The organism is Pseudonocardia sp. Ae505_Ps2 (assembly GCF_001932425.1).
GTDB lineage: Bacteria > Actinomycetota > Actinomycetes > Mycobacteriales > Pseudonocardiaceae > Pseudonocardia.
Map to the genome: position 1 here is coordinate 1,204,324 of NZ_MCIP01000001.1, position 18,692 is coordinate 1,223,015.

The 18,692-nt window shown below is 73.4% G+C and carries 16 protein-coding genes; 10 read left to right on the forward strand and 6 right to left on the reverse strand.

Translation table 11 applies throughout. The features are described from left to right. Positions 1-222 precede the first annotated feature (222 nt). Together Ae505Ps2_RS05555 and Ae505Ps2_RS05560 are read left to right on the forward strand one after the other, a co-directional pair. Positions 223-810 (forward strand): hypothetical protein, encoded by a 588-nt coding sequence (locus Ae505Ps2_RS05555; protein ID WP_075553461.1) that lies wholly within the window; start codon positions 223-225, stop codon positions 808-810. A 206-nt stretch (positions 811-1,016) separates the two neighbouring features. Next, positions 1,017-1,682 carry a VC0807 family protein gene (locus Ae505Ps2_RS05560; protein ID WP_075553462.1) on the forward strand — a complete coding sequence of 222 codons (666 nt, stop codon included), beginning with the start codon at positions 1,017-1,019 and terminating at the stop codon, positions 1,680-1,682. 39 nt (positions 1,683-1,721) lie between these two features. Here Ae505Ps2_RS05560 and Ae505Ps2_RS05565 read toward each other — a convergent pair whose 3' ends face one another. The 4 genes from Ae505Ps2_RS05565 to Ae505Ps2_RS05580 form a co-directional block, all read right to left on the reverse strand. After that, the gene (locus tag Ae505Ps2_RS05565; protein ID WP_075553463.1) at positions 1,722-2,882 is read right to left on the reverse strand and encodes a pyridoxal phosphate-dependent aminotransferase; all 1,161 of its coding nucleotides are present in this window, start codon (positions 2,880-2,882) and stop codon (positions 1,722-1,724) included. A 389-nt stretch (positions 2,883-3,271) separates the two neighbouring features. Beyond that, the gene (locus Ae505Ps2_RS05570; protein ID WP_075309605.1) at positions 3,272-4,186 is read right to left on the reverse strand and encodes a MaoC/PaaZ C-terminal domain-containing protein; all 915 of its coding nucleotides are present in this window, start codon (positions 4,184-4,186) and stop codon (positions 3,272-3,274) included. Further along, positions 4,186-5,538, reverse strand: a complete 1,353-nt coding sequence (locus Ae505Ps2_RS05575; RefSeq protein WP_075553464.1) for a 3-oxoacyl-ACP reductase — start codon at positions 5,536-5,538, stop codon at positions 4,186-4,188. The genes Ae505Ps2_RS05570 and Ae505Ps2_RS05575 overlap by 1 nt, the downstream gene beginning before the upstream one ends. Continuing rightward, positions 5,535-6,836 (reverse strand): acetyl-CoA C-acetyltransferase, encoded by a 1,302-nt coding sequence (locus Ae505Ps2_RS05580; RefSeq protein ID WP_075333980.1) that lies wholly within the window; start codon positions 6,834-6,836, stop codon positions 5,535-5,537. The genes Ae505Ps2_RS05575 and Ae505Ps2_RS05580 overlap by 4 nt, the downstream gene beginning before the upstream one ends. A 138-nt stretch (positions 6,837-6,974) precedes the next feature. Between Ae505Ps2_RS05580 and Ae505Ps2_RS05585 the strand changes: the two genes are divergently transcribed. Next, on the forward strand, positions 6,975-7,679 hold the full coding sequence (locus tag Ae505Ps2_RS05585) for a TetR family transcriptional regulator (RefSeq protein WP_075309599.1): 705 nt from the start codon (positions 6,975-6,977) through the stop codon (positions 7,677-7,679). After that, entirely contained in the window at positions 7,676-9,667 is a 1,992-nt protein-coding gene (locus Ae505Ps2_RS05590; protein ID WP_075553465.1) for an acyl-CoA dehydrogenase, read from the forward strand. Before Ae505Ps2_RS05585 ends, Ae505Ps2_RS05590 begins: the two co-directional genes overlap by 4 nt. A gap of 72 nt (positions 9,668-9,739) precedes the next feature. Here the strand turns inward: Ae505Ps2_RS05590 and Ae505Ps2_RS05595 are convergent, their stop codons facing one another. Next, complete coding sequence (locus Ae505Ps2_RS05595) at positions 9,740-9,925, reverse strand: hypothetical protein (RefSeq protein WP_020622302.1); 186 nt, start codon at positions 9,923-9,925, stop codon at positions 9,740-9,742. 197 nt (positions 9,926-10,122) lie between these two features. Between Ae505Ps2_RS05595 and Ae505Ps2_RS05600 the strand changes: the two genes are divergently transcribed. From Ae505Ps2_RS05600 to Ae505Ps2_RS05620, 5 genes are all read left to right on the forward strand, one after another. Then, positions 10,123-10,593, forward strand: coding sequence for an Rrf2 family transcriptional regulator (locus Ae505Ps2_RS05600; RefSeq protein ID WP_075333981.1), 471 nt, complete (start codon positions 10,123-10,125; stop codon positions 10,591-10,593). 41 nt (positions 10,594-10,634) lie between these two features. Then, positions 10,635-11,117, forward strand: a complete 483-nt coding sequence (locus Ae505Ps2_RS05605; protein WP_043276520.1) for a carboxymuconolactone decarboxylase family protein — start codon at positions 10,635-10,637, stop codon at positions 11,115-11,117. A 126-nt stretch (positions 11,118-11,243) separates the two neighbouring features. Beyond that, positions 11,244-13,565 carry an FdhF/YdeP family oxidoreductase gene (locus tag Ae505Ps2_RS05610; protein ID WP_084786209.1) on the forward strand — a complete coding sequence of 774 codons (2,322 nt, stop codon included), beginning with the start codon at positions 11,244-11,246 and terminating at the stop codon, positions 13,563-13,565. Between the two features lie 101 nt (positions 13,566-13,666). Beyond that, on the forward strand, positions 13,667-14,902 hold the full coding sequence (locus Ae505Ps2_RS05615; RefSeq protein WP_075309593.1) for a multidrug effflux MFS transporter: 1,236 nt from the start codon (positions 13,667-13,669) through the stop codon (positions 14,900-14,902). Positions 14,903-14,951: 49 nt separating this feature from the next. After that, entirely contained in the window at positions 14,952-16,817 is a 1,866-nt protein-coding gene (locus tag Ae505Ps2_RS05620; RefSeq protein ID WP_075553466.1) for an ABC transporter ATP-binding protein, read from the forward strand. 100 nt (positions 16,818-16,917) lie between these two features. On the opposite strand, the gene Ae505Ps2_RS31790 is transcribed toward Ae505Ps2_RS05620, so the two are convergent. Next, positions 16,918-17,559, reverse strand: coding sequence for a TetR/AcrR family transcriptional regulator (locus Ae505Ps2_RS31790; RefSeq protein ID WP_020622308.1), 642 nt, complete (start codon positions 17,557-17,559; stop codon positions 16,918-16,920). A 170-nt stretch (positions 17,560-17,729) separates the two neighbouring features. Between Ae505Ps2_RS31790 and Ae505Ps2_RS05630 the strand changes: the two genes are divergently transcribed. Continuing rightward, positions 17,730-18,662 carry a TIM barrel protein gene (locus Ae505Ps2_RS05630; RefSeq protein WP_075553467.1) on the forward strand — a complete coding sequence of 311 codons (933 nt, stop codon included), beginning with the start codon at positions 17,730-17,732 and terminating at the stop codon, positions 18,660-18,662. Positions 18,663-18,692 lie beyond the last annotated feature (30 nt).

Here is an 18,692-nt window from a genome sequence, read left to right on the forward strand (position 1 = left end):
CGGAGACGGGAGGACGCCCGCCACCACGGTGCTGCGCAACAGGATGGCCGCCCACCCTCCGCACTCCTCCCACTGGGCCGAACATGCGACATCCCCTCCCCGATCGCGTGCTCCCGCCGGGCCGACGTTGTGGCCCGCACCTCACGGGTACTGGCTCCGGGTAGGACGCACGTCACCGACGGCCCGGCTCGCGCCGGGTCGTCACACAGAGGGGAACACCGGATGACCAGCACGTACGGCAGGACCGCGGGCGGACCGGCGGAGCACGCGGGCGCGGTCGCCCCCGGGCACGCCGACCCCGCGCACACCGACACCCTGCACACCGAGCACCGGCACGAGCACTCGACCGTGGACCCCCGTACGGGCGGTGTCCACCACGCGGGCGGTGTCCCGATCGCCGGCGGCCCGCGGCTGGACCGCATCCGCTGGGGCGCGGTGTGGATCGGCGCGCTGACCACGTTCGCGGTCAACATCGTCCTGCAGCTGCTGTTCTTCGCCTTCGGCTGGCTCACCATCGGTGGCGCCCCCGGCACGACGACGGCGGCCGTGGTCTCGGTGGTGATCGGCCTGCTCGCGTTCTTCCTCGGCGGGATGGCGACCGGCTCGTCGACGGTCTGGGACAACCCGGCCGACGGCGTGGTCAACGCCCTGGCCGTCTGGGTCCTGACCACGATGCTGCTGGTCGGGCTGGCCCTGGCCGGGGGCTGGTCGGTCCTGGCGATGGGCGTCTCGGCCGTCGCCGCGGCGATCGGTGGCGCCGTCGGTGCCCGCATGTGGCCGGGCGCCGCGCAGCGGACCGCCCGCGTCTGACCCGCCGGTCGCCCTCCGCGGCGGCCCAGGCACGTCGACCGCCCCCGCCACCGTCGCACCGCGACGGGGACGGGGGCGTCGTCGTGTCCGGGCGGCGAGGTGGAGCCCGGATCTCCACCCGGGGTCGATCCCGGGGTGGATCCGGCGGGGGCCCTCGCGCGGGAGTGTCGGAGAGGTCCGACCCCCGCGACGGCAGGAGCCATCCGATGACCACGACCACTCCCCCGACCGCGCCTGCGCCCGCCGCGGGCCGTGGCACCGTGCTGCGGCAGACGGCGATCTCGCTGCTGGTGGACGCGGGGCTGCCGTACCTGGTCTACGTGGTGCTGACCGAACAGGGCATGTCCGACGTCGCCGCGCTGGCCTGGTCCGCGCTGCCGCCCGCGCTGAACGTCCTGGTGCAGGCGGTGCGGCACCGCCGGCTCAACCCGGTCGGGGTGATCGTGCTAATCACCATCGCGGCCGGGCTGGTGACGTCGCTGCTCAGCGGCGACGCCCGGTTCGCCGTCGCCCGCGACGCGATCCAGAGCGTCGCGTTCGGACTCCTGCTCGCCGGGTCGCTGGTGGTCGGGCGTCGCCCGCTGATGTTCCACGTGTGCCGGTTCTTCGGCGGCGCCCAGCGCCCCGACCTGCCCGCGCTGATGGAGCGCCAGTGGGACGCCAACCCGGTGTTCCGCCGGACGCTGCGCCGCGCGACGGGGGCCGGCGCCCTGGTCATGGCGCTGGAGGCGGCCCTGCGGATCACGCTGGCCTACACACTGGCGCCGGTGGTGGCGCTGCCGATCCTGTCGGTGCAGTCGGTCGTGGTGTGGACGGCGCTGTCGGCGCTGCTGGTCCTCAGCGTGAAGCGGGCGGTGCGGGCGGGTCGCTGACCGGCCGAGCGGGCAGCTCACCGCCGGAGACGGCGGCGCTCACGGCCGGAGCCCCGCGAGCCGCTCGGCGGCCTGCTCCAGCACCTCGTCGCGCTTGCAGAAGGCGAACCGCACGTACGGCCGGTGCGCCGCGGCGGCCTGCGGCGACGGGCAGAACACCGACACCGGGACGGCCGCGACCCCGCACAGGCCGGGGAGCTTCCAGGCCAGGTCGACGCCGTCGTCGTAGCCGAGCGGGCGCGGGTCCGCGGTCACGAAGTAGGTGCCGCGCGGGGTGAGCACGTCGAACCCGGCCGCCCGCAGCCCGTCGGCCAGCAGGTCGCGCTTGCGGGTGAGATCGGCCGCGAGGCCGGTGTAGAAGTCGTCACCGAGGCCGAGAGCGTGCGCGACGGCCGGCTGGAACGGCGCCCCGCCGTGGAAGGTGAGGAACTGCTTGACCGCGCGCGGGGCGGCGACCAGCTCGGACGGGCCGTGCACCCAGCCGACCTTCCAGCCGGTCACCGAGAAGGTCTTCCCGGCCGAGGAGATCGTGAGGGTGCGGTCGGCGAGGCCGGGCAGCGACGCCATCGGGACGTGCTGCGCGTCGTCGAAGACCATGTGCTCGTACACCTCGTCGGTGACGACCACCGCGTCGTGGGCGACCGCGAGCTCCCCTACCCGGGTCAGCTGGTCGCGGGTGAGCACCGCGCCGGTCGGGTTGTGCGGGGTGTTGACCAGCACCACCCGGGTGCGGTCGGAGAACGCGGCGGCCAGCGCGTCGTCGTCGAAGCCGAACCCGGGCGGGAGCAGCGGCACGGTGCGCAGCGTGGCGCCGGCCAGCGCGACGGCCGCGGCGTAGGAGTCGTAGGCCGGCTCGAACGCGACGACCTCGTCGCCGGGTCCGCAGAGTCCGAGCAGGGTCGCGGCGATCGCCTCGGTCGCACCCGTGGTGACGACGACGTCGGCCGGGTCGACCTCGAGGCCGTACCAGCGGTGCTGGTGCGCCGCGACGGCCTCGCGCAGCGCGGGTACGCCCGGACCGGGCGGGTACTGGTTGCGGCCGCGCTCGGTGATGTTGGCGGCCGCGTCGGCGAGCAGCGATGCCGGACCGTCGGTGTCCGGGAAGCCCTGGCCGAGGTTGATCGCACCGGTCTCGACCGCGAGGCGGGAGATCTCGGTGAAGATCGTCGAGGTGAACGGGCGCATGCGCTCGACCAGCATGGGCCCGACACTATCCGGGTGTGCGGGTGGCGCAGCTCCTGATCGAGGTTCTGCGCGAACCCGTGCCGGTCCACGGACGCCGGTGGGTTCCACCGCGCCGGGAGGAGCTCCTCCGGTGACCCGGTCGAGTCCGGCTCAGTCGAGTCCGCGGACGATGTGGGACTCGTCGTCGTGCTGCTCGTCGTTCTCGATCGAGATGTCGTCGTTCATCGCATGGCCTCCTCACGGATGTCGGGTGAAGAATGATGGACACACGGGGAGACGTTCGTCATCGGGGAGACGTTGCTGAACCGGCCTGTGGACCGATCCAGAGCCACCCGATCGGGTGAGCAGACCTGCCCACCCGATCGGGTCGTCCCGCGTCGTCGTCCCGCGTCCATGCCTCCGGTCTACCCGCTGATGCGGCCGACCAGGTGCAGCTTTTCCGCGTCCTTGGCGCTGCGCAGCGCCAGACCCCACGCCCCCTTGGCGTCGGACCCGGTCACGAGCTCGACCTTCGCCGGGAGCAGCACCGGCTTGCGGAACACGACGTCGTAGGTGCAGGCGTCGGGGATCCGGCCCTCCAGCGCGGCGACGGCGTGCGCCGCGGTCCACATGCCGTGCGCGATCGCCCGCGGGAAGCCCATCGCCTTCGCGGTGAGCGAGTGCAGGTGGATCGGGTTCACGTCACCGGAGACGGCCGCGTAGCGGCGTCCGATGTCGCCCGGGACCCGCCACAGCGCGTTCGCCGGCCCGGTGGGCACCGGCGGCTCGGCGATGTCCGCCGTGCCGGCCGTGTCGGCCGTGTCGTTGCCGCCCGCCGGGCCGTCCGGGGCCTTCGCCCCGCGGGCCAGATAGGTGCTGCGGCCGGACCAGACGGTCTCCCCGTCCGCGGAGACCTCACCGACCAGGTCGACCTGCGCCCCCTTGGGGTGCCGGGTGAACCGCTGCGCCCACACCCGGACGTCGAGGGTCTCGGTCGGGGCGATCGCCCGGTGCACGGTGATCCGGTTGGCGATGTGCACCAGACCGGGCAGCGGCAGCGGGAACGACCGGCCGGCCATCAGCACGACCTGCAGCGGGAACGTCAGCATGTGCGGGTAGGTCACCGGCAGGGCGTTGCCGACCCGGAACCCGCAGACCCGGGCGTAGTCGGCGAGGTGTCCCTGCTCGACCGTGACGCCGCGGCGGACCAGCTCGGTCGCGGGCAGCGACCGGCCGGAGCCGCCGGGGAGCGCCGCCCGGGCGGCCGCGGAGGCGTAGTACTGCCCCAGCGACGGCGGCCCGGGCAGCTCCGTGACCTTCCGATCCTCGGTCACGGTCATCAGGCCCCCAGCATCGACTGGCCGCAGACCCGCACGGTCTGCCCGTTGAGCCCGCCGGACTCGGCGCGGCCGAACCAGCCGATGGCCTCGGCGACGTCCACCGGCAGCCCGCCCTGCTTGAGGGAGTTGATCCGGCGGCCGCCCTCGCGGGTGGCGACGGGCATCTTCGCGGTCATGTCGGTCTCGATGAACCCGGGTGCGACGGCGTTGATCGTCGCGCCGCGCTCGGCGAAGCGCGGGGCGAGCGCCCGGACCATGCCGATCACACCGGCCTTGGAGGCGGCGTAGTTGGTCTGGCCGCGGTTGCCCGCGATGCCCGACTGCGAGGACACGCAGACCACGCGGCCCGACTCGTGCAGCGGGGAGCCCTCGGCCAGCAGCGCCTCGTTGATCGTCAGCTGGGCGCCCAGGTTGACCGCGAGCACCGAGTTCCAGCGGTCGGCGGTCATGTTCGCGAGCAGCTTGTCGCGGGTGATGCCCGCGTTGTGCACCACGATGTCGACGCCGTCGTGCCGGTCGGCGAGGTGGCCGAGCAGCCGGTCGGCCGCGTCGGGGGCGGTGATGTCCAGCTGCAGCGCGGTGCCGCCGGTGCGGTTCGCGGTGCGGGCCAGTCCCTCACCGGCCGCCGGGATGTCGACGGCGACGATCGTCGCGCCGTCGCGGGCCAGGGTGTCGGCGATGGCCGCGCCGATGCCGCGTGCCGCGCCGGTGACCACCGCGATGCGCCCGGCGAGCGGCTGCTCCTCGGCACGCGGGTCGTCGACCTCGGCCGGCTCCTGCGGGGTCCCGACCGGCGCCGCGACGCGCGCGACCTGGCCGTCGACGTAGGCGGAGCGGGCCGACAGGAAGAACCGGACCGACGAGTCGATCGCGGCCGGGGTCACGTCGGAGGCCACGACGAGCAGGTTCGCCGTCGCGCCGAAGCGCAGCTCCTTGCCGATCGAGCGGACCAGGCCGTCGAGCGCCTGGGCGACGGCGGCCGCCTCCGCACCGGACGCCTCGCCCGGCTCGGCACCGATCAGCAGCACCCGGCCCGACGGGCCGAGCTTCTTCACCGCGGGGGTGAGGATCTGCTGGGCGGCGGCGAGGTCGGCCAGCGTCGTGGCACCGGACAGGTCCAGGACGACCCCGTACAGCCGGTCCTCGCCGGCCGCCGCGAGCGCGGGGACACCGTGGCTCTCGACGAACGCGGTGAGCGCCTTGGCGAACCGGCCCTCGCCGACGGCCGCGACGAGCACCGGGCCGGCCAGCAGCGGGTCCCCGGGGCGGTGCCGGCGCAGCGTCGGCACCGTGGGCAGCCCGAGCTGCTTGGCGATCGGGGTGTTGGACAGGGTCGCGAGCAGGTCGCTCATGCCGTTGCCTCCAGGATCGCGACGACGCCCTGGCCGCCGGCGGCGCAGATCGAGATCAGGCCGCGCTGGTTCTTCTTCTCGGTGTCGGCCTTCTCCCGCAGGAGCTTGGCCAGGGTCGCGACGATCCGGCCGCCGGTCGCGGCGAACGGGTGCCCCGCGGCGAGCGAGGAGCCCGCGACGTTGAGCTTGTCGTCGTCGATCGCGCCCAGCGGCGCGTCGAGGCCCAGGCGCTCCTTGCAGAAGCGGGGGTCCTCCCAGGCCTTGCGCTGCACGAGGACGACCGAGGCGAAGGCCTCGTGGATCTCGTACAGGTCGAAGTCCTGCAGGGACAGCCCGTTGCGCTCCAGCAGCCGCGGCACGGCGAACACCGGCGCGGTGAGCAGCCCGTCCGGGCCGTGGACGTAGTCGACGCCCGCGGTCTCGGCGTCCACGACGTGCGCCAGCACCGGCAGCCTGTGCTCGGCGGCCCACTCGTCGGAGCCGAGCAGGACCAGGGCGGCACCGTCGGTGAGCGGGGTCGAGTTGCCCGCGGTCATCGTGGCGTCGGGGCCCTTGCCGAAGACCGGCTTGAGCTTCGCGAGCTTCTCCACCGAGGAGTCGGCGCGCAGGTTGTTGTCCCGGGTCAGCTTCAGGTACGGCGTGACCAGGTCGTCGAAGAAGCCGCGGTCGTAAGCGGCGGCCAGGTTGTGGTGGCTGCGCACGGTGAGCTCGTCCTGCTCGGTGCGGCCGATGCCCCACTCCAGGGCGGTGCGCGCGGCGTGCTCGCCCATCGACAGGCCGGTGCGCGGCTCGGAGTTCTCCGGGATGTCCGGCACGATCTGCCCCGGGCGCAGCTGCCCCACCAGCTTGAGCCGGTCCACCGTGGTCTTCGCCGCGTTGAGCTTGACCAGCACGCGCCGCAGGTCGTCGTTCAGGGCGATCGGCGCGTCGGACGCGGTGTCCACGCCACCGGCGACACCGGACTCGATCTGGCCGAGCGCGATCTTGTTGGCGACGGCGATGGTCGCCTCCAGACCGGTGCCGCAGGCCTGCTGCACGTCGTAGGCCGCGGTGGCGGGGCTCAGCCGGGAGCCGAGGACCGCCTCGCGGGTCAGGTTGAAGTCGCGGGAGTGCTTGAGCACGGCGCCGGCCACGACCTCACCCAGGCGCTCGCCGGCCAGCCCGAAGCGGGCCACCAGACCGTCGAGCGTCGTGGTGAGCATGTCGAGGTTCGAGGCGCCGGCGTAGGCACCGTTGGCCCGCGCGAACGGGATGCGGTTGCCACCGATGACGGCGGCGCGCCGGGTGCTGGCTGGCATGGGGATCGTCCCTCCTGGGTTCGGGTCCCGCCCCACCCGATCGGGGTGACCACGCTGCGCGCGGGCCCCGGTGGGCGGAGCATCGGGTCGTGGTTCGTCGTTACCACGGGGTAGCCGGTACTCAAGGTACACGGTACTATGGGTTTCGTGAAGGCCGGACGGGACAAGCGCGACAGCCGATGGGACGCCCACCGCGAGCAGCGGCGGGCCGCACTCGTGGGCTCTGCGATCGGTGCCATCCGCCGGCACGGCGCCGGCATCGGGATGGACGAGATCGCCGCGTCCGCCGCCACCAGCAAGACCGTGATCTACCGGCACTTCGGCGACCGGACCGGCCTCTACACCGCGATCTGCGAGTCGGTGGCCGGGGTCCTGCTCGCCGAGGTCCGCCGGGCCACCGCCGCGGCCCTGGCCGACTCCGGCCGTGGGCCGCGCGCCGCCGTCGCCGCCGGCATCGACGCCTACCTGAGACTCATCGAGATCGACCCGGAGCTGTACCGGTTCGTGGTACAGCGCCCGCTGCTCACCCAGGGAACCGCACGCCGCAGCCCCGCCACCGACGGCGGGCACGACCCGGTCAACGACCTCGTGACCGTGATCGGGGACGAGGTGGCCGCGGTCATCGCCGGCCACCTCGGCGACCCGGCCCCCGGGGAGACCGACCGGCGGGCCGCGGCCCGCATCTGGGGCCACGCGATCGTCGGACTGGTGCGCGGCGCCGCCGACGACTGGCTCGCCCGCCCCGACGGCACCCCGCGCGAGCAGCTCGCCACCCATCTCACCGACCTGGCCTGGTCCGGACTCTCCGGCCTGGCATCGCACGTGCAGGAGGTTCACCCGTGAACGCCCAGACCAGCACCCTGCCCACGCCCGACCGGATCCCCGCGGAGACCCTCCGCACGGTCGTCGACGGACGGTGGGCGCACGTCCGGCAGCAGACCCGCGAGCAGCTCGCGGCCAACGCCGACATGCGCGCGGACCCCGACCTGTCCTCGGCCGACTACCGCGGGCGCATCACCGACTCGCTCAAGTTCCTGACCTCCTCCGGCCGCCCACACACCGGCTTCGACCCGTCCGTCGGCGGCGAGGGCGACGTCGGCGGCGTGGTCACCGCGTTCGCCATGCTGGCCTACGGCGACCTGTCGCTGCTGGTCAAGGCCGGTGTCCAGTGGGGACTGTTCGGCGGCGCGGTCCAGGTACTCGGCACCGAGCGCCACCACGAGCAGTACCTCCGCAAGATCATCGACGGGGAGCTGCTCGGCTGCTTCGCGATGACCGAGTCCGGCCACGGCTCGGACGTGCAGCACCTGCACACCACGGCCACCTACGACGCCGCGGCGGGCGAGTTCGTCGTCCACACCCCGTACCCGCAGGCACGCAAGGAGTACATCGGCAACGCCGCGCGCGACGGCCGGATGGCCGTGGTGTTCGCCCAGCTGGTCACCGGCGACGAGAAGCCCGGCGTGCACGCCTTCCTCGTGCCGCTGCGCGACTCCGACGGCAACGCCCTGCCCGGCGTGACCATCGGCGACGACGGGCGCAAGGCCGGCCTGAACGGCGTCGACAACGGGCGGCTGACCTTCGACCACGTGCGCATCCCGCGCGAGAACCTGCTCAACCGCTTCGCCGACGTCGCCCCGGACGGGACGTACTCGTCGTCGATCGAGAACGAGACCGCCCGCTTCTTCACCATGCTCGGCACGCTGGTCCGCGGCCGGATCTCGGTCGCCGGCGGTGCCGGCGGGGCCGCGCAGAAGGCGCTCGCCCTGGCCGTGCGCTTCGGCGAGCGCCGCCGCCAGTTCGCCGACCCGGCGACCGGCGAGGAGATCGCCGTCCTCGACTACCTGGCCCACCAGCAGAAGCTGCTGCCCGCGCTGGCGACCACGTACGCGCTGCACTTCACCCAGGACGACCTGGTGAAGCGGATGCACGACATCCAGGCACCCGGTGCGGGCCCGGTCGGCGCGCGCGAGCAGCGCACCCTGGAGCAGTCCGCGGCGGGCATCAAGGCGATCGCCACCTGGCACGCCACGCACACCATCCAGACCTGCCGCGAGGCCTGCGGCGGCGCGGGCTACCTGGAGGAGAACCTGCTGCCCGCGCTCAAGGCGGACACCGACGTGTTCACCACCTTCGAGGGCGACAACACGGTCCTGCTGCAGCTGCTGGCCAAGGAGCTGCTGTCGGACTACGGCCGCACGATCAAGAAGGGCAACCCTCTCGAGATCGCGCCGCTGCTCGGGCGTCAGCTCGCCGGGGTGCTCGCCGAGCGGACCGGCGCCGCGTCGCTGACCCGGCGGATCCCGTTCCGCGGGATCGACCTGACCGACCGCAGGCGCCGCCGGGAGCTGTTGGAGATCCGCCGCGCGGACACCCTGGCCGCCGCGATCCGCAACCTCGCCCCCGCGATGCGCAAGGGCAACGACGAGTTCACCGTCTTCAACTCCGCGCAGGACCTGCTGCTCGTCGCCGCGCGGGCGCACGTGGACACCCTCGTCGAGCGCTCCTTCGCCGACAAGCTCGCCACGATCGACGACCCGGCGGTGCGGGCGCTGCTGGAGCGGGTCTACGACCTGCACGTGCTGAGCGTGATCGACCGCGAGCGCGCCTGGTACCTGGAGACCGGGCGGCTCACCGCCGCCGAGTCGCGCTCGATCCGGCCGCTGGTCAACGGCCTGTGCCAGGAGCTGCGGCCGTACGCCCGCACGCTGGTCGACGGCTTCGGCATCCCGGACGAGTGGCTGGCCTGCCCGATGCTGGACGACGAGGCCTGGGCCCCGGCCTCCGGGCGACCGGCCGAGCCGCTGACCGAGCAGGTCGAGGCGGGCTGACCCTCCCCCGACCCGACACGACGACGGCCGGCCCCGGTGACCCGGGGCCGGCCGTCCGTCGTCGGGCCTGGGTCAGGCCGCGAGGCCCAGGGCGTCGAGGACCGCGCCGAGGGTCGACGACAGGTCGGCGACGGTGCTGTCGACGACCTCGGCGATCGGGGTGATCTCGGCCGCGCTGGCGGTGCCGGTGAGACCCAGCATCAGCAGCGGGGCGGCGACGGCAGCAGCGGCCAGACCGGCGATACGACGCTTGTCCATGGTGGTTCCTTCCTTCGGGGGGCTTTCGTACGGACCGACAGTGAAAGACCGGTGCACCCGATTTCCAGGTTCGGGCGGTACCTGTAACTGACCGCTTACATCGATGCGTTTGCCGTCATCTGTCGGACACACTCGCCGAGACCATGATCACTTCGATTCCTGGACATCTCATATCCAGGATGTGTAGTGTCCAGATCATGCGGATGGGACAGGGCGTCGAATGGGCGCTGCACTGCTGCCTGAACCTGGCCTGGGTCGGCGACGCGGTGCCCGGCGCCCGGCTCGCCGGGTTCTACGACCTCCCGGCCGCGTACCTGAACAAGCAGCTGCAGACGCTGGTCCGGGCCGGGATCTGCGAGTCCGTCCCGGGCCCGCGCGGCGGCTTCCGGCTCGCCCGACCGACGGAGCAGGTGTCACTGCTCGACGTCGTCGTCGCGGTCGAGGGACCGGAGGACGCGTTCCGCTGCACCTCGATCCTCGGAGCGGCACCGGGCGGCGACCCGGCGCTCGACTACTCCGGCCACTGCGCGATCTCGCTGTCCATGCGCTCGGCCGAGCTGGCCTGGCGCCGGGAGCTGGCCGGCCGCTCGCTCGCCGACGTCGCCGCGGACGTCGTCCGCACCACCCCGGAGGCGCCGCAGCGCGTCCGGGCCGCACTCGCACCGTGACCGCACCGGCCACGGCCACCACCCACCCGGAGGAGACCCTCATGGAACCGCGCATCACCCGGCCCTACCGCCACGTCCCGGACGGCTACCGCGCGCTGCTCGCGCTGGAGTCCTCCACCCGCGACGACACCGTCCTCCCCCGCGCCCTGCAGGAGCTCGTGCGGCTGCGCGCCTCGCAGGTCAACGGCTGCGGGTTCTGCGTGGACATGCACTCCCACGACGCGCTCGACGCCGGGGAGAGCGTGGAGCGCCTGCTCTCCGTCGCCGCCTGGCGGGAGGCCCCGTGGTTCAGCAGGGCCGAGCGCGCCGCGCTCGCCCTGACCGAGGAGCTCACCCGGCTCGCCGACCGCACCGACGCCGTGCCGGACCCGGTGTGGGACGAGGCCGCCGCCGTCTTCGACGAGAAGGCCCTGACCCAGCTGGTCCTCTCCGTCGCGACCATCAACGCCTGGAACCGGATCAGCGTCGCCACCCGGCAGGTGGCGGGGAGCCACCGCCGCGCCGCGGCCGCGGCGCGGCCCTGACCTTTCCCGCGCATCCGCGGACCGGCTGGTCGTCACGTCCCACGGCGGGGCAGCATCGTTTCCCTGCCCCGCCTCCGTGGGTAATCTGGCCCGTTCCGCCGTCGTTGTGTTCCAGATGAGGTGCCCGTGTCCCCCACCCCGGTCAACAGCGCCCCGATCCACCCCCCGGTCGACACCGAGGAGTCCGATCTGCGCGTCTCGGAGCGGAAGACCTCCGCCGCCGGGGCGAAGGCCGTTGCCATCTCCATGAAGCGCTCCCTCGCCGAACAGGGCGTCGTGAAGTCCGCCAAGAACCTGCTCACGATGAACCAGGTCGACGGCTTCGACTGCATGAGCTGCGCCTGGCCGGACCCGGCTCCCGGCGAGCGGCACACCGCCGAGTTCTGCGAGAACGGCGCGAAGGCCGTGGCCTGGGAGGGCGACAACCGTCGCGTCACCCCGGAGTTCTTCGCCGAGCACTCCATCGCCGACCTGCGGGAGCGCAGCGCGCACTGGCTGGAGAGCCAGGGCAGGCTGACCCATCCGATGGTCCGCCGGGCCGGCGGCACGCACTACGAGCCCATCTCGTGGGACGACGCGTTCGACCTGGTGGGGACGCACCTGCGCGGCCTGTCGAGCCCGGACGAGGCGCTGTTCTACACCTCCGGCCGGGCCTCGAACGAGGCCGCGTTCGTCTACCAGCTGTTCGCCCGTGCCTACGGCACGAACAACCTGCCCGACTGCTCGAACATGTGCCACGAGTCGACCTCGGTCGGGCTGGCCGAGGCGATCGGCATCGGGAAGGGCTCGGTCTCGCTGCAGGACCTGCACGACGCCGACCTGATCGTCATCTCCGGGCAGAACCCGGGCACCAACCACCCGCGCATGCTCTCGGCACTGGAGATCGCCAAGAAGAACGGCGCGCGGATCCTCGCCGTCAACCCGCTGCCCGAGGCCGGGCTGTTCAAGTTCGACAACCCGCAGACCGTGCGGGGCATGAGCGGCATCGGCACCCACCTGGCCGACGAGTTCCTGCAGATCCGCTCGGGCGGCGACCTCGCGCTGTGGCAGGCGTTCGGGCACCTGCTCCTCGCCGCCGAGGACCGCAACCCGGGCAGCGTGCTGGACCGCGACTTCATCGAGCGCCACACCCACGGCTTCGAGGCCTACGCCGCGCACGTGAAGGACCTGGACCGCGACGCCGTCGTCGCCGCGACCGGGCTCACCTGGGGCGAGATCGAGAAGGCCGCGGAGATGCTCGCGACCTCGAAGCGGATCGTGAACTGCTGGGCCATGGGCATCACCCAGCACCGCAACGCCGTGGCCACCATCAAGGAGTTGGTGAACGTCGCCCTGCTCCAGGGCATGATCGGCAAGCCGGGCGCGGGCCTGTGCCCGGTCCGCGGCCACTCCAACGTGCAGGGCGACCGCACGATGGGCATCTGGGAACGGGTCGCGGACAGCTTCCTCGACGCGATCCGCGACGAGTTCGGCTTCGAGCCGCCCCGCGAGCACGGCTACGACTCGGTCGCCGCGGTGCAGGCGATGGCGGACGGGCGGGCGAGCGTCTTCGTCGGGCTGGGCGGCAACTTCTCCCAGGCGATGTCGGACACCGGCGTCACCGAGCCCGCGCTGGAGCGCTGCGCGCTGACCGTGCAGATCTCCACCAAGCTGAACCGGTCGCACGTCGTCGCCGGGACCGACGCGCTGATCCTGCCCACCCTCGGCCGCACCGAGAAGGACCTGACCGGCGGCCGGGCGCAGCGGGTCACCGTCGAGGACTCGATGTCGGCGGTGCACGCCTCGCACGGCCGCTCGGAGCCAGCCGGTGAGCTGCTGCGGTCCGAGGCCGACATCCTGTGCGGGATCGCGCGGGCCACCCTCGGCGCGGACCACCTCGTCCCGTGGGCCGACTTCGCCGCCGACTACGACCGCATCCGCGACCGGATCGGCCGGGTCGTCCCGGGCTGCGAGGCCTACACCGAGAAGGTCGCCCGCTCCGGCGGGTTCACCCTCCCCCACCCGCCCCGGGACAGCCGCACCTTCCCGACGGCGTCGGGCAAGGCGGAGTTCACCGTCAGCCCGCTGGAGGTGGTGACCCTGCCCGAGGGCCGCCTGGTCCTGCAGAGCCTGCGCAGCCACGACCAGTTCAACACCACGATCTACGGCCTGGACGACCGCTACCGCGGCATCCACTCCGGTCGCCGGGTCGTGTTCATCTCCGACGCCGACCTGCGCGAGCTGGGCTTCGCCGACGGTGACCGGGTGAACCTGGTCAGCGAGTGGACCGACGGCAGCGAGCGGCGCGCGGACGACTTCCGGCTGGTGTCCTACTCGACGCCGAAGGGCTGCATCGCCGCGTACTACCCGGAGACGAACCCGCTGATCCCGCTGGAGTCCTACGCGGAGTCGTCGCGGTGCCCGACGTCGAAGTGGGTCCAGGTCCGGCTGGAGCCCGCCACCCGGTGATCGACGTGTGAGCGCGCTCACCCGCCCGGTGACGCCCGGGCGGAATCGGCGTCACCCCTCGCGAGGTTGCACCGTGCGGCCACACGAGGGGGGACACACCGGTGACCACGACCGCAGTCACGGCGCCGAGCCGGTTACGGATCGCGCTGATCCTGGGTGCGTTGATCGCACTCGGCCCGCTCACGATCGACACCTACCTGCCCGCACTGCCCGACGTCGGGCGCGACCTCGTCGCGTCCGAGCCGGTCGTGCAGCTGACGCTGACCGGCACGCTCGCCGGGCTGGCGCTCGGCCAGCTGGTGATCGGCCCGCTGTCCGACGCCTACGGCCGCCGCAGGCTCCTGCTTGCCGGCACCGCCGTGCACGTGCTGGCCTCGGCGCTGGTCGCCCTCGCCCCGAGCATCGAGGTGCTGGCGGTGCTGCGGGTCCTGCAGGGCGTCGGCGCCTCGGCCGGCGCGGTGATCGGCCTCGCCGTGGTGCGCGACCTGTTCACCGGCCGGGCCGCGGCGACCATGCTCTCGCGGCTGATCCTGGTGATGGGCGCCTTCCCGGTGCTCGCCCCGACCCTCGGCGCGGCCCTGCTCAACTGGGTCTCCTGGCGCGGGGTGTTCCTGTTCCTGGCCGGCTACGGCCTGGTCATGCTGGCCGTGGTCACCTCGGGGCTGCCCGAGACCCTCCCCGTCTCCCGACGCCGGTCGGCCCGGTTCGGCGCCACCGTGGCGACCTACGGCGGGCTGCTGCGCGACCGGACCTTCGTCGGGCTGGTGCTCGTCGCCGGGCTCGCGATGGGCGCGCTGTTCAGCTACGTCTCCGGCGCCGCGTACGTCTACCAGCAGCAGTTCGGGATGGACCAGCAGACGTTCGGCATCGCCTTCGGCGCCGGTGCGATCTGGCTGGTCGTCGGCACCCAGCTCAACCCGGTGGTGCTGCGCCGGGTCGAGCCCCGCCGGGTGATGTCGATCGCCGTCGCCGCCGGGGTGCTCGTCGGGCTCGTGCTGGCCGTGCTCACCGCGACCGGCACCGGCGGGCTGCCCGCCGTGCTCGCCGGCGTGTGGGCACTGCTGCTGGCCTGCGGCTTCGTCCTGCCGAACGCGCCCGCGCTGGCGCTGGCCCGGCACGGCGAGTCCGCCGGGACGGCGTCGGCACTGCTGGGGTCGCTGCAGTTCGGGATCGGCGCGGCGACGTCCCCGGTCGTCGGGCTGCTCGGCAACGACGCGGCCGCGATGGGCACCGCGATGTTCGGCGCGATCGCGCTCGCCGGGATCGCGCTGGTCGCCGTCGCGCGGCCGTGGACGCTGCCGGACCTGAACGAGGAGCCCGAGCTCGCGACCGCCTGACGGCCGACTCTTGGCCTGAAGTCAGCTTCAGATCATAGCGTCCCGCACCATGGACGCGAGCACCTGGACGGCCCTGCGCACCGCGAGCACCGAACCTGGCAGGCGCACCCGCCCTGCGGGGGAGACGGCCCGCCGGATCCTGGACTTCGCCCGGCCGCACCGGCGGCGGATCGCGGCGTTCCTCGCCGTGAGCACCGCCGCCGCGGTGCTGACGGTGGCGGTGCCGCTGCTCGCCGGGCGGGCCACCGACGCGGTGACCCGCGGCGAGCCGCTGTCGGTGCTCGCGCTGCTGGCCGGTCTGATGGCGGCCGTCGCGCTGGTCGAGGCGGCGCTGTCGATGCTGACCCGCTGGTACTCGGCGAACCTCGGCGAGAGCCTGATCCACCAGCTGCGGACCACCGTGTTCGACCACGTGCAACGGATGCCGGTCGCGTTCTTCACCCGCACCCGCACCGGCGCCCTGGTGGCCCGGCTGAACTCCGACGTCCTCGGGGCGCAGCGGGCGTTCTCCGACACCCTCGCCGGGGTGGTGTCCAACGTCGTCGTGCTGGCGCTGACGCTCGCCGCGATGCTGGTGATCTCCTGGCCGGTGACCCTGCTGGTGACGCTGCTGCTGCCGGCGTTCCTGGTCCCGGCCCGGCTGATGGGACGGCGGCTGGCCGCGCTGGAACGGGCGGCCGCGGACCACAACGCGGCGATGAGCACCCGGATGACCGAGCGGTTCTCCGCGCCCGGCGCCACCCTGATCACGTTGTTCGGCCGCCCGGAGCAGGAGTCCGCGGAGTTCGCCGAGCGGGCCGACCGGGTCCGCGCGATCGGGGTGCGCTCGGCGATGCTGCAGTGGACGTTCGTGACGGCGCTGACGCTCGCGTCGTCGCTGGCCGTGGCCGTCGTCTACGGCGTCGGGGGCGGGTTCGCGCTGGCCGGGGCGCTGTCCGCGGGGAACGTCGTGGCGCTCGCGCTGCTGCTGACCCGGCTCTACCAGCCGCTGACCGCGCTGGCCGGGGCCCGGATGGAGATCATGACGGTGCTCGTGCGCTTCGAGCGGGTGCTCGAGGTCCTCGACCTGGAGCCGATGATCACCGACGCGCCGGGCGCGCGCCCGGTGCCCGACGGGCCGGTCGGCGTCGAGTTCGACCGGGTGTCGTTCGCCTACCCGAGGGCCGACCAGGTGTCGCTGGCGTCGCTGGAGGAGGTCGCGACGCTCGACACCCGCGGCGGTGAGCAGGTGCTGCACGACGTGTCGTTCACCGCGGCACCCGGGGCGATGGTGGCGGTCGTCGGGTCGTCGGGGGCCGGGAAGTCCACCGTCGCCCAGCTGCTCGCCCGGCTCTACGACGTCACCTCCGGGGCGGTCCGGATCGGCGGCGTCGACGTGCGGGAGCTGACCGCGGCGTCGGTGCACCGCGCGGTCGGGTTCGTGACCCAGGACGGGCACCTGCTGCACGACACGGTGGCGGCGAACCTGCGGATCGGGGCACCGGAGGCGACGGACGCCGAGCTGTGGGCGGCGCTGCGCCGGGCCCGGCTCGACGGCCTGGTCGCGTCGCTGCCCGACGGGCTCGCGACGGTCGTCGGGGAGCGGGGGTACCGGCTCTCCGGCGGGGAGCGCCAGCGGATGACGATCGCCCGGGTGCTGCTGGCACGCCCGCGGATCGTGGTGCTGGACGAGGCCACGGCGAGCCTGGACACGACGTCGGAGGCCGCGGTGCAGGCGGCGCTGGCCGAGGCGCTGGACGGGCGGACCGCGCTCGTCATCGCGCACCGGCTGTCCACCGTCCGCGACGCCGACGAGATCCTCGTGCTCGAACAGGGCCGGATCGTCGAGCGCGGGGGCCACACCGCGCTGCTGGCCCGGGGCGGGCGCTACGCCGAGCTGTGGGCCGGGGCGCCGGCATCGGCCGTCCAGGTGTGATGGCCGGGGTTGGACCACCCGGACCGTGGCCGTCCCGGTGACGGCAGGTGGGTCGGGCGGCGGAGGCGGTCGTGGTTCGTCCCGCCCCGGACCGAGCAGCTCACCCGGTGCGGGGAGGCGAGCCCCCCGCAGCCGCCGACCCGACCGCGGACGGGATGGCGGGCAGCACGATCTCGGTCCCGGCGAGGCCGGCGAGCACCTCTTCGAGCGAGTCCGAGGCGGACGGCGCGTAGCCGCGCGACCGGCGCAGATCGTCGCTGATGACGAGCACCTCCAGCGCGAACGCCGCCGTGAGCCGCACCGAGAGGTCGCTCGCGGGACGCCCCATCCGGGTCGCCAGGGCGGCCTCCAGCTGTGTCCGCGCGCTCAGCTGGAAGTCCCAGAGCCGCGCCCGGGGAACCGGGGCCACGTCCACCAGCTGCCGGATCTCCGGTATACGCAGGTCCGGCGCATCGAAGTCGGCCGCGGCCTCGCGCAGCACCGCGGTCAACGCCTCGCCGACCGGCTCGCCGGGGGGCCGTTCCCGCAGGCGCTCCCCGAGGTCCATGCCGCGCACGACCCGGTCGAGCAGCAGCAGGTCCTTGGTCGGGAAGTACCGGTAGAGCGTCGTGGTGCCGACCTCGGCACGCTCGGCGATCTGTTCCATCGTCGTGTCGTCGTAGCCCTGTTCGAGGAACAGCTCCACGGCGACGTCGATCATCCGCTGCCGGGCGCGCGCCGCCTTGATCTCCCGCAGACCCATGGTGCGATCGTACCCGGTTCGACTTCCGATCGGGCTTGACACCTGACAGGGTGTCACCACAATATGGTAGTTACTACCAATCAGTTCTCACTACTCATAGCTCGGCTCTGCACGGGGACTCGCCTGCAGCGAGCAGGCCGGCATGACGGGCCCCCACGAGAGGAAACCCGATGAGCATCCTGTCCGTGTCGTCCTTCAGCCTGCGTGAGCAGCTCGGACCGATCGACCTCACCGTCGTCGCTCCCGAGGGGCGCGAGATCCGGTTCAGCACCGACTTCCCGGCGCTGTTCGACATCGCCGAGTTCCCCCGTCTGGCGGCCGCCCGGTTCGGCGGCGCGGGGGTGGAGACGGTGGCGTTCCAGTTCACCGGCCCGGAGGACCCCCGGCTCGACCGGTTCGCCGCGGAGGCGGCGGCCGCCGGCACGCGGTTGCTCAACGTGGCCGTCGACGTCGGCGACCTGCTCACCGAGGACCCCGTCCGGCGTGCCGACGACGTCGCGACCCTGACGACCTGGATCGACCGGTGCGCGGCACTGGGCTCGACCTTCGTCCGGGTGAACCCCGGCTCGCCGCTGAGCCCGAACCACGGGATCACCCCGCCGGAGCACCTGGTCGACGCGCTGTCCGTGCTCGGCGCCCACGCCCGTGACCGGGGCGTGCGGCTGCTCGTGGAGAACCACGGCGGACCGTCCAGCAACGCCGTCTGGATGACCCGGCTGCTCGACGCCGTCGGGCAGGAGAACCTGGGCCTGCTGCTCGACCTGGGGAACTTCGACGTGATCACGGGGCCGATGACGGCCGCGCTCACCGGTGACCCGGACAGCCCGCCGCTGCCGCTGCGCGGGAGCGCCGCGCTCGAACCCGTGTACCGGGGGATCGAGGCGCTCGCCGGGCGTGCCGAGCTCGTCCACGTCAAGGCCCACGCCGTCGACGACGACGGGTCCGTCGGGCTCGTCGACCTCCCGCGGGCGTTCGCGATCCTCGCCCGGCACGGCTACCGGGGCCCGTTGACGGTCGAGTACGAGGGCACCGGCGGCGACCCGTGGGCCAGGACCCGGCAGGTGCTCGACCTGACCGCCGCGGCGTTCGCCACCACCCGCTGACCCGCACCGGCCCACCCCACCGACCTCGCA

Coding starts and splice junctions, on each gene's coding strand:
- Ae505Ps2_RS31790 (WP_020622308.1), bottom strand. CDS start 17,559: ATGGGTCTGCGGGAGATCAAGGCGGCGCGCGCCCGGCAGCGGATGATC.
- Ae505Ps2_RS05565 (WP_075553463.1), bottom strand. CDS start 2,882: ATGCTGGTCGAGCGCATGCGCCCGTTCACCTCGACGATCTTCACCGAG.
- Ae505Ps2_RS05595 (WP_020622302.1), bottom strand. CDS start 9,925: ATGGACAAGCGTCGTATCGCCGGTCTGGCCGCTGCTGCCGTCGCCGCC.
- Ae505Ps2_RS05605 (WP_043276520.1), top strand. CDS start 10,635: ATGGAACCGCGCATCACCCGGCCCTACCGCCACGTCCCGGACGGCTAC.
- Ae505Ps2_RS05555 (WP_075553461.1), top strand. CDS start 223: ATGACCAGCACGTACGGCAGGACCGCGGGCGGACCGGCGGAGCACGCG.
- Ae505Ps2_RS05620 (WP_075553466.1), top strand. CDS start 14,952: ATGGACGCGAGCACCTGGACGGCCCTGCGCACCGCGAGCACCGAACCT.
- Ae505Ps2_RS05570 (WP_075309605.1), bottom strand. CDS start 4,186: ATGACCGTGACCGAGGATCGGAAGGTCACGGAGCTGCCCGGGCCGCCG.
- Ae505Ps2_RS05630 (WP_075553467.1), top strand. CDS start 17,730: ATGAGCATCCTGTCCGTGTCGTCCTTCAGCCTGCGTGAGCAGCTCGGA.
- Ae505Ps2_RS05575 (WP_075553464.1), bottom strand. CDS start 5,538: ATGAGCGACCTGCTCGCGACCCTGTCCAACACCCCGATCGCCAAGCAG.
- Ae505Ps2_RS05600 (WP_075333981.1), top strand. CDS start 10,123: ATGCGGATGGGACAGGGCGTCGAATGGGCGCTGCACTGCTGCCTGAAC.
- Ae505Ps2_RS05585 (WP_075309599.1), top strand. CDS start 6,975: ATGGGTTTCGTGAAGGCCGGACGGGACAAGCGCGACAGCCGATGGGAC.
- Ae505Ps2_RS05580 (WP_075333980.1), bottom strand. CDS start 6,836: ATGCCAGCCAGCACCCGGCGCGCCGCCGTCATCGGTGGCAACCGCATC.
- Ae505Ps2_RS05560 (WP_075553462.1), top strand. CDS start 1,017: ATGACCACGACCACTCCCCCGACCGCGCCTGCGCCCGCCGCGGGCCGT.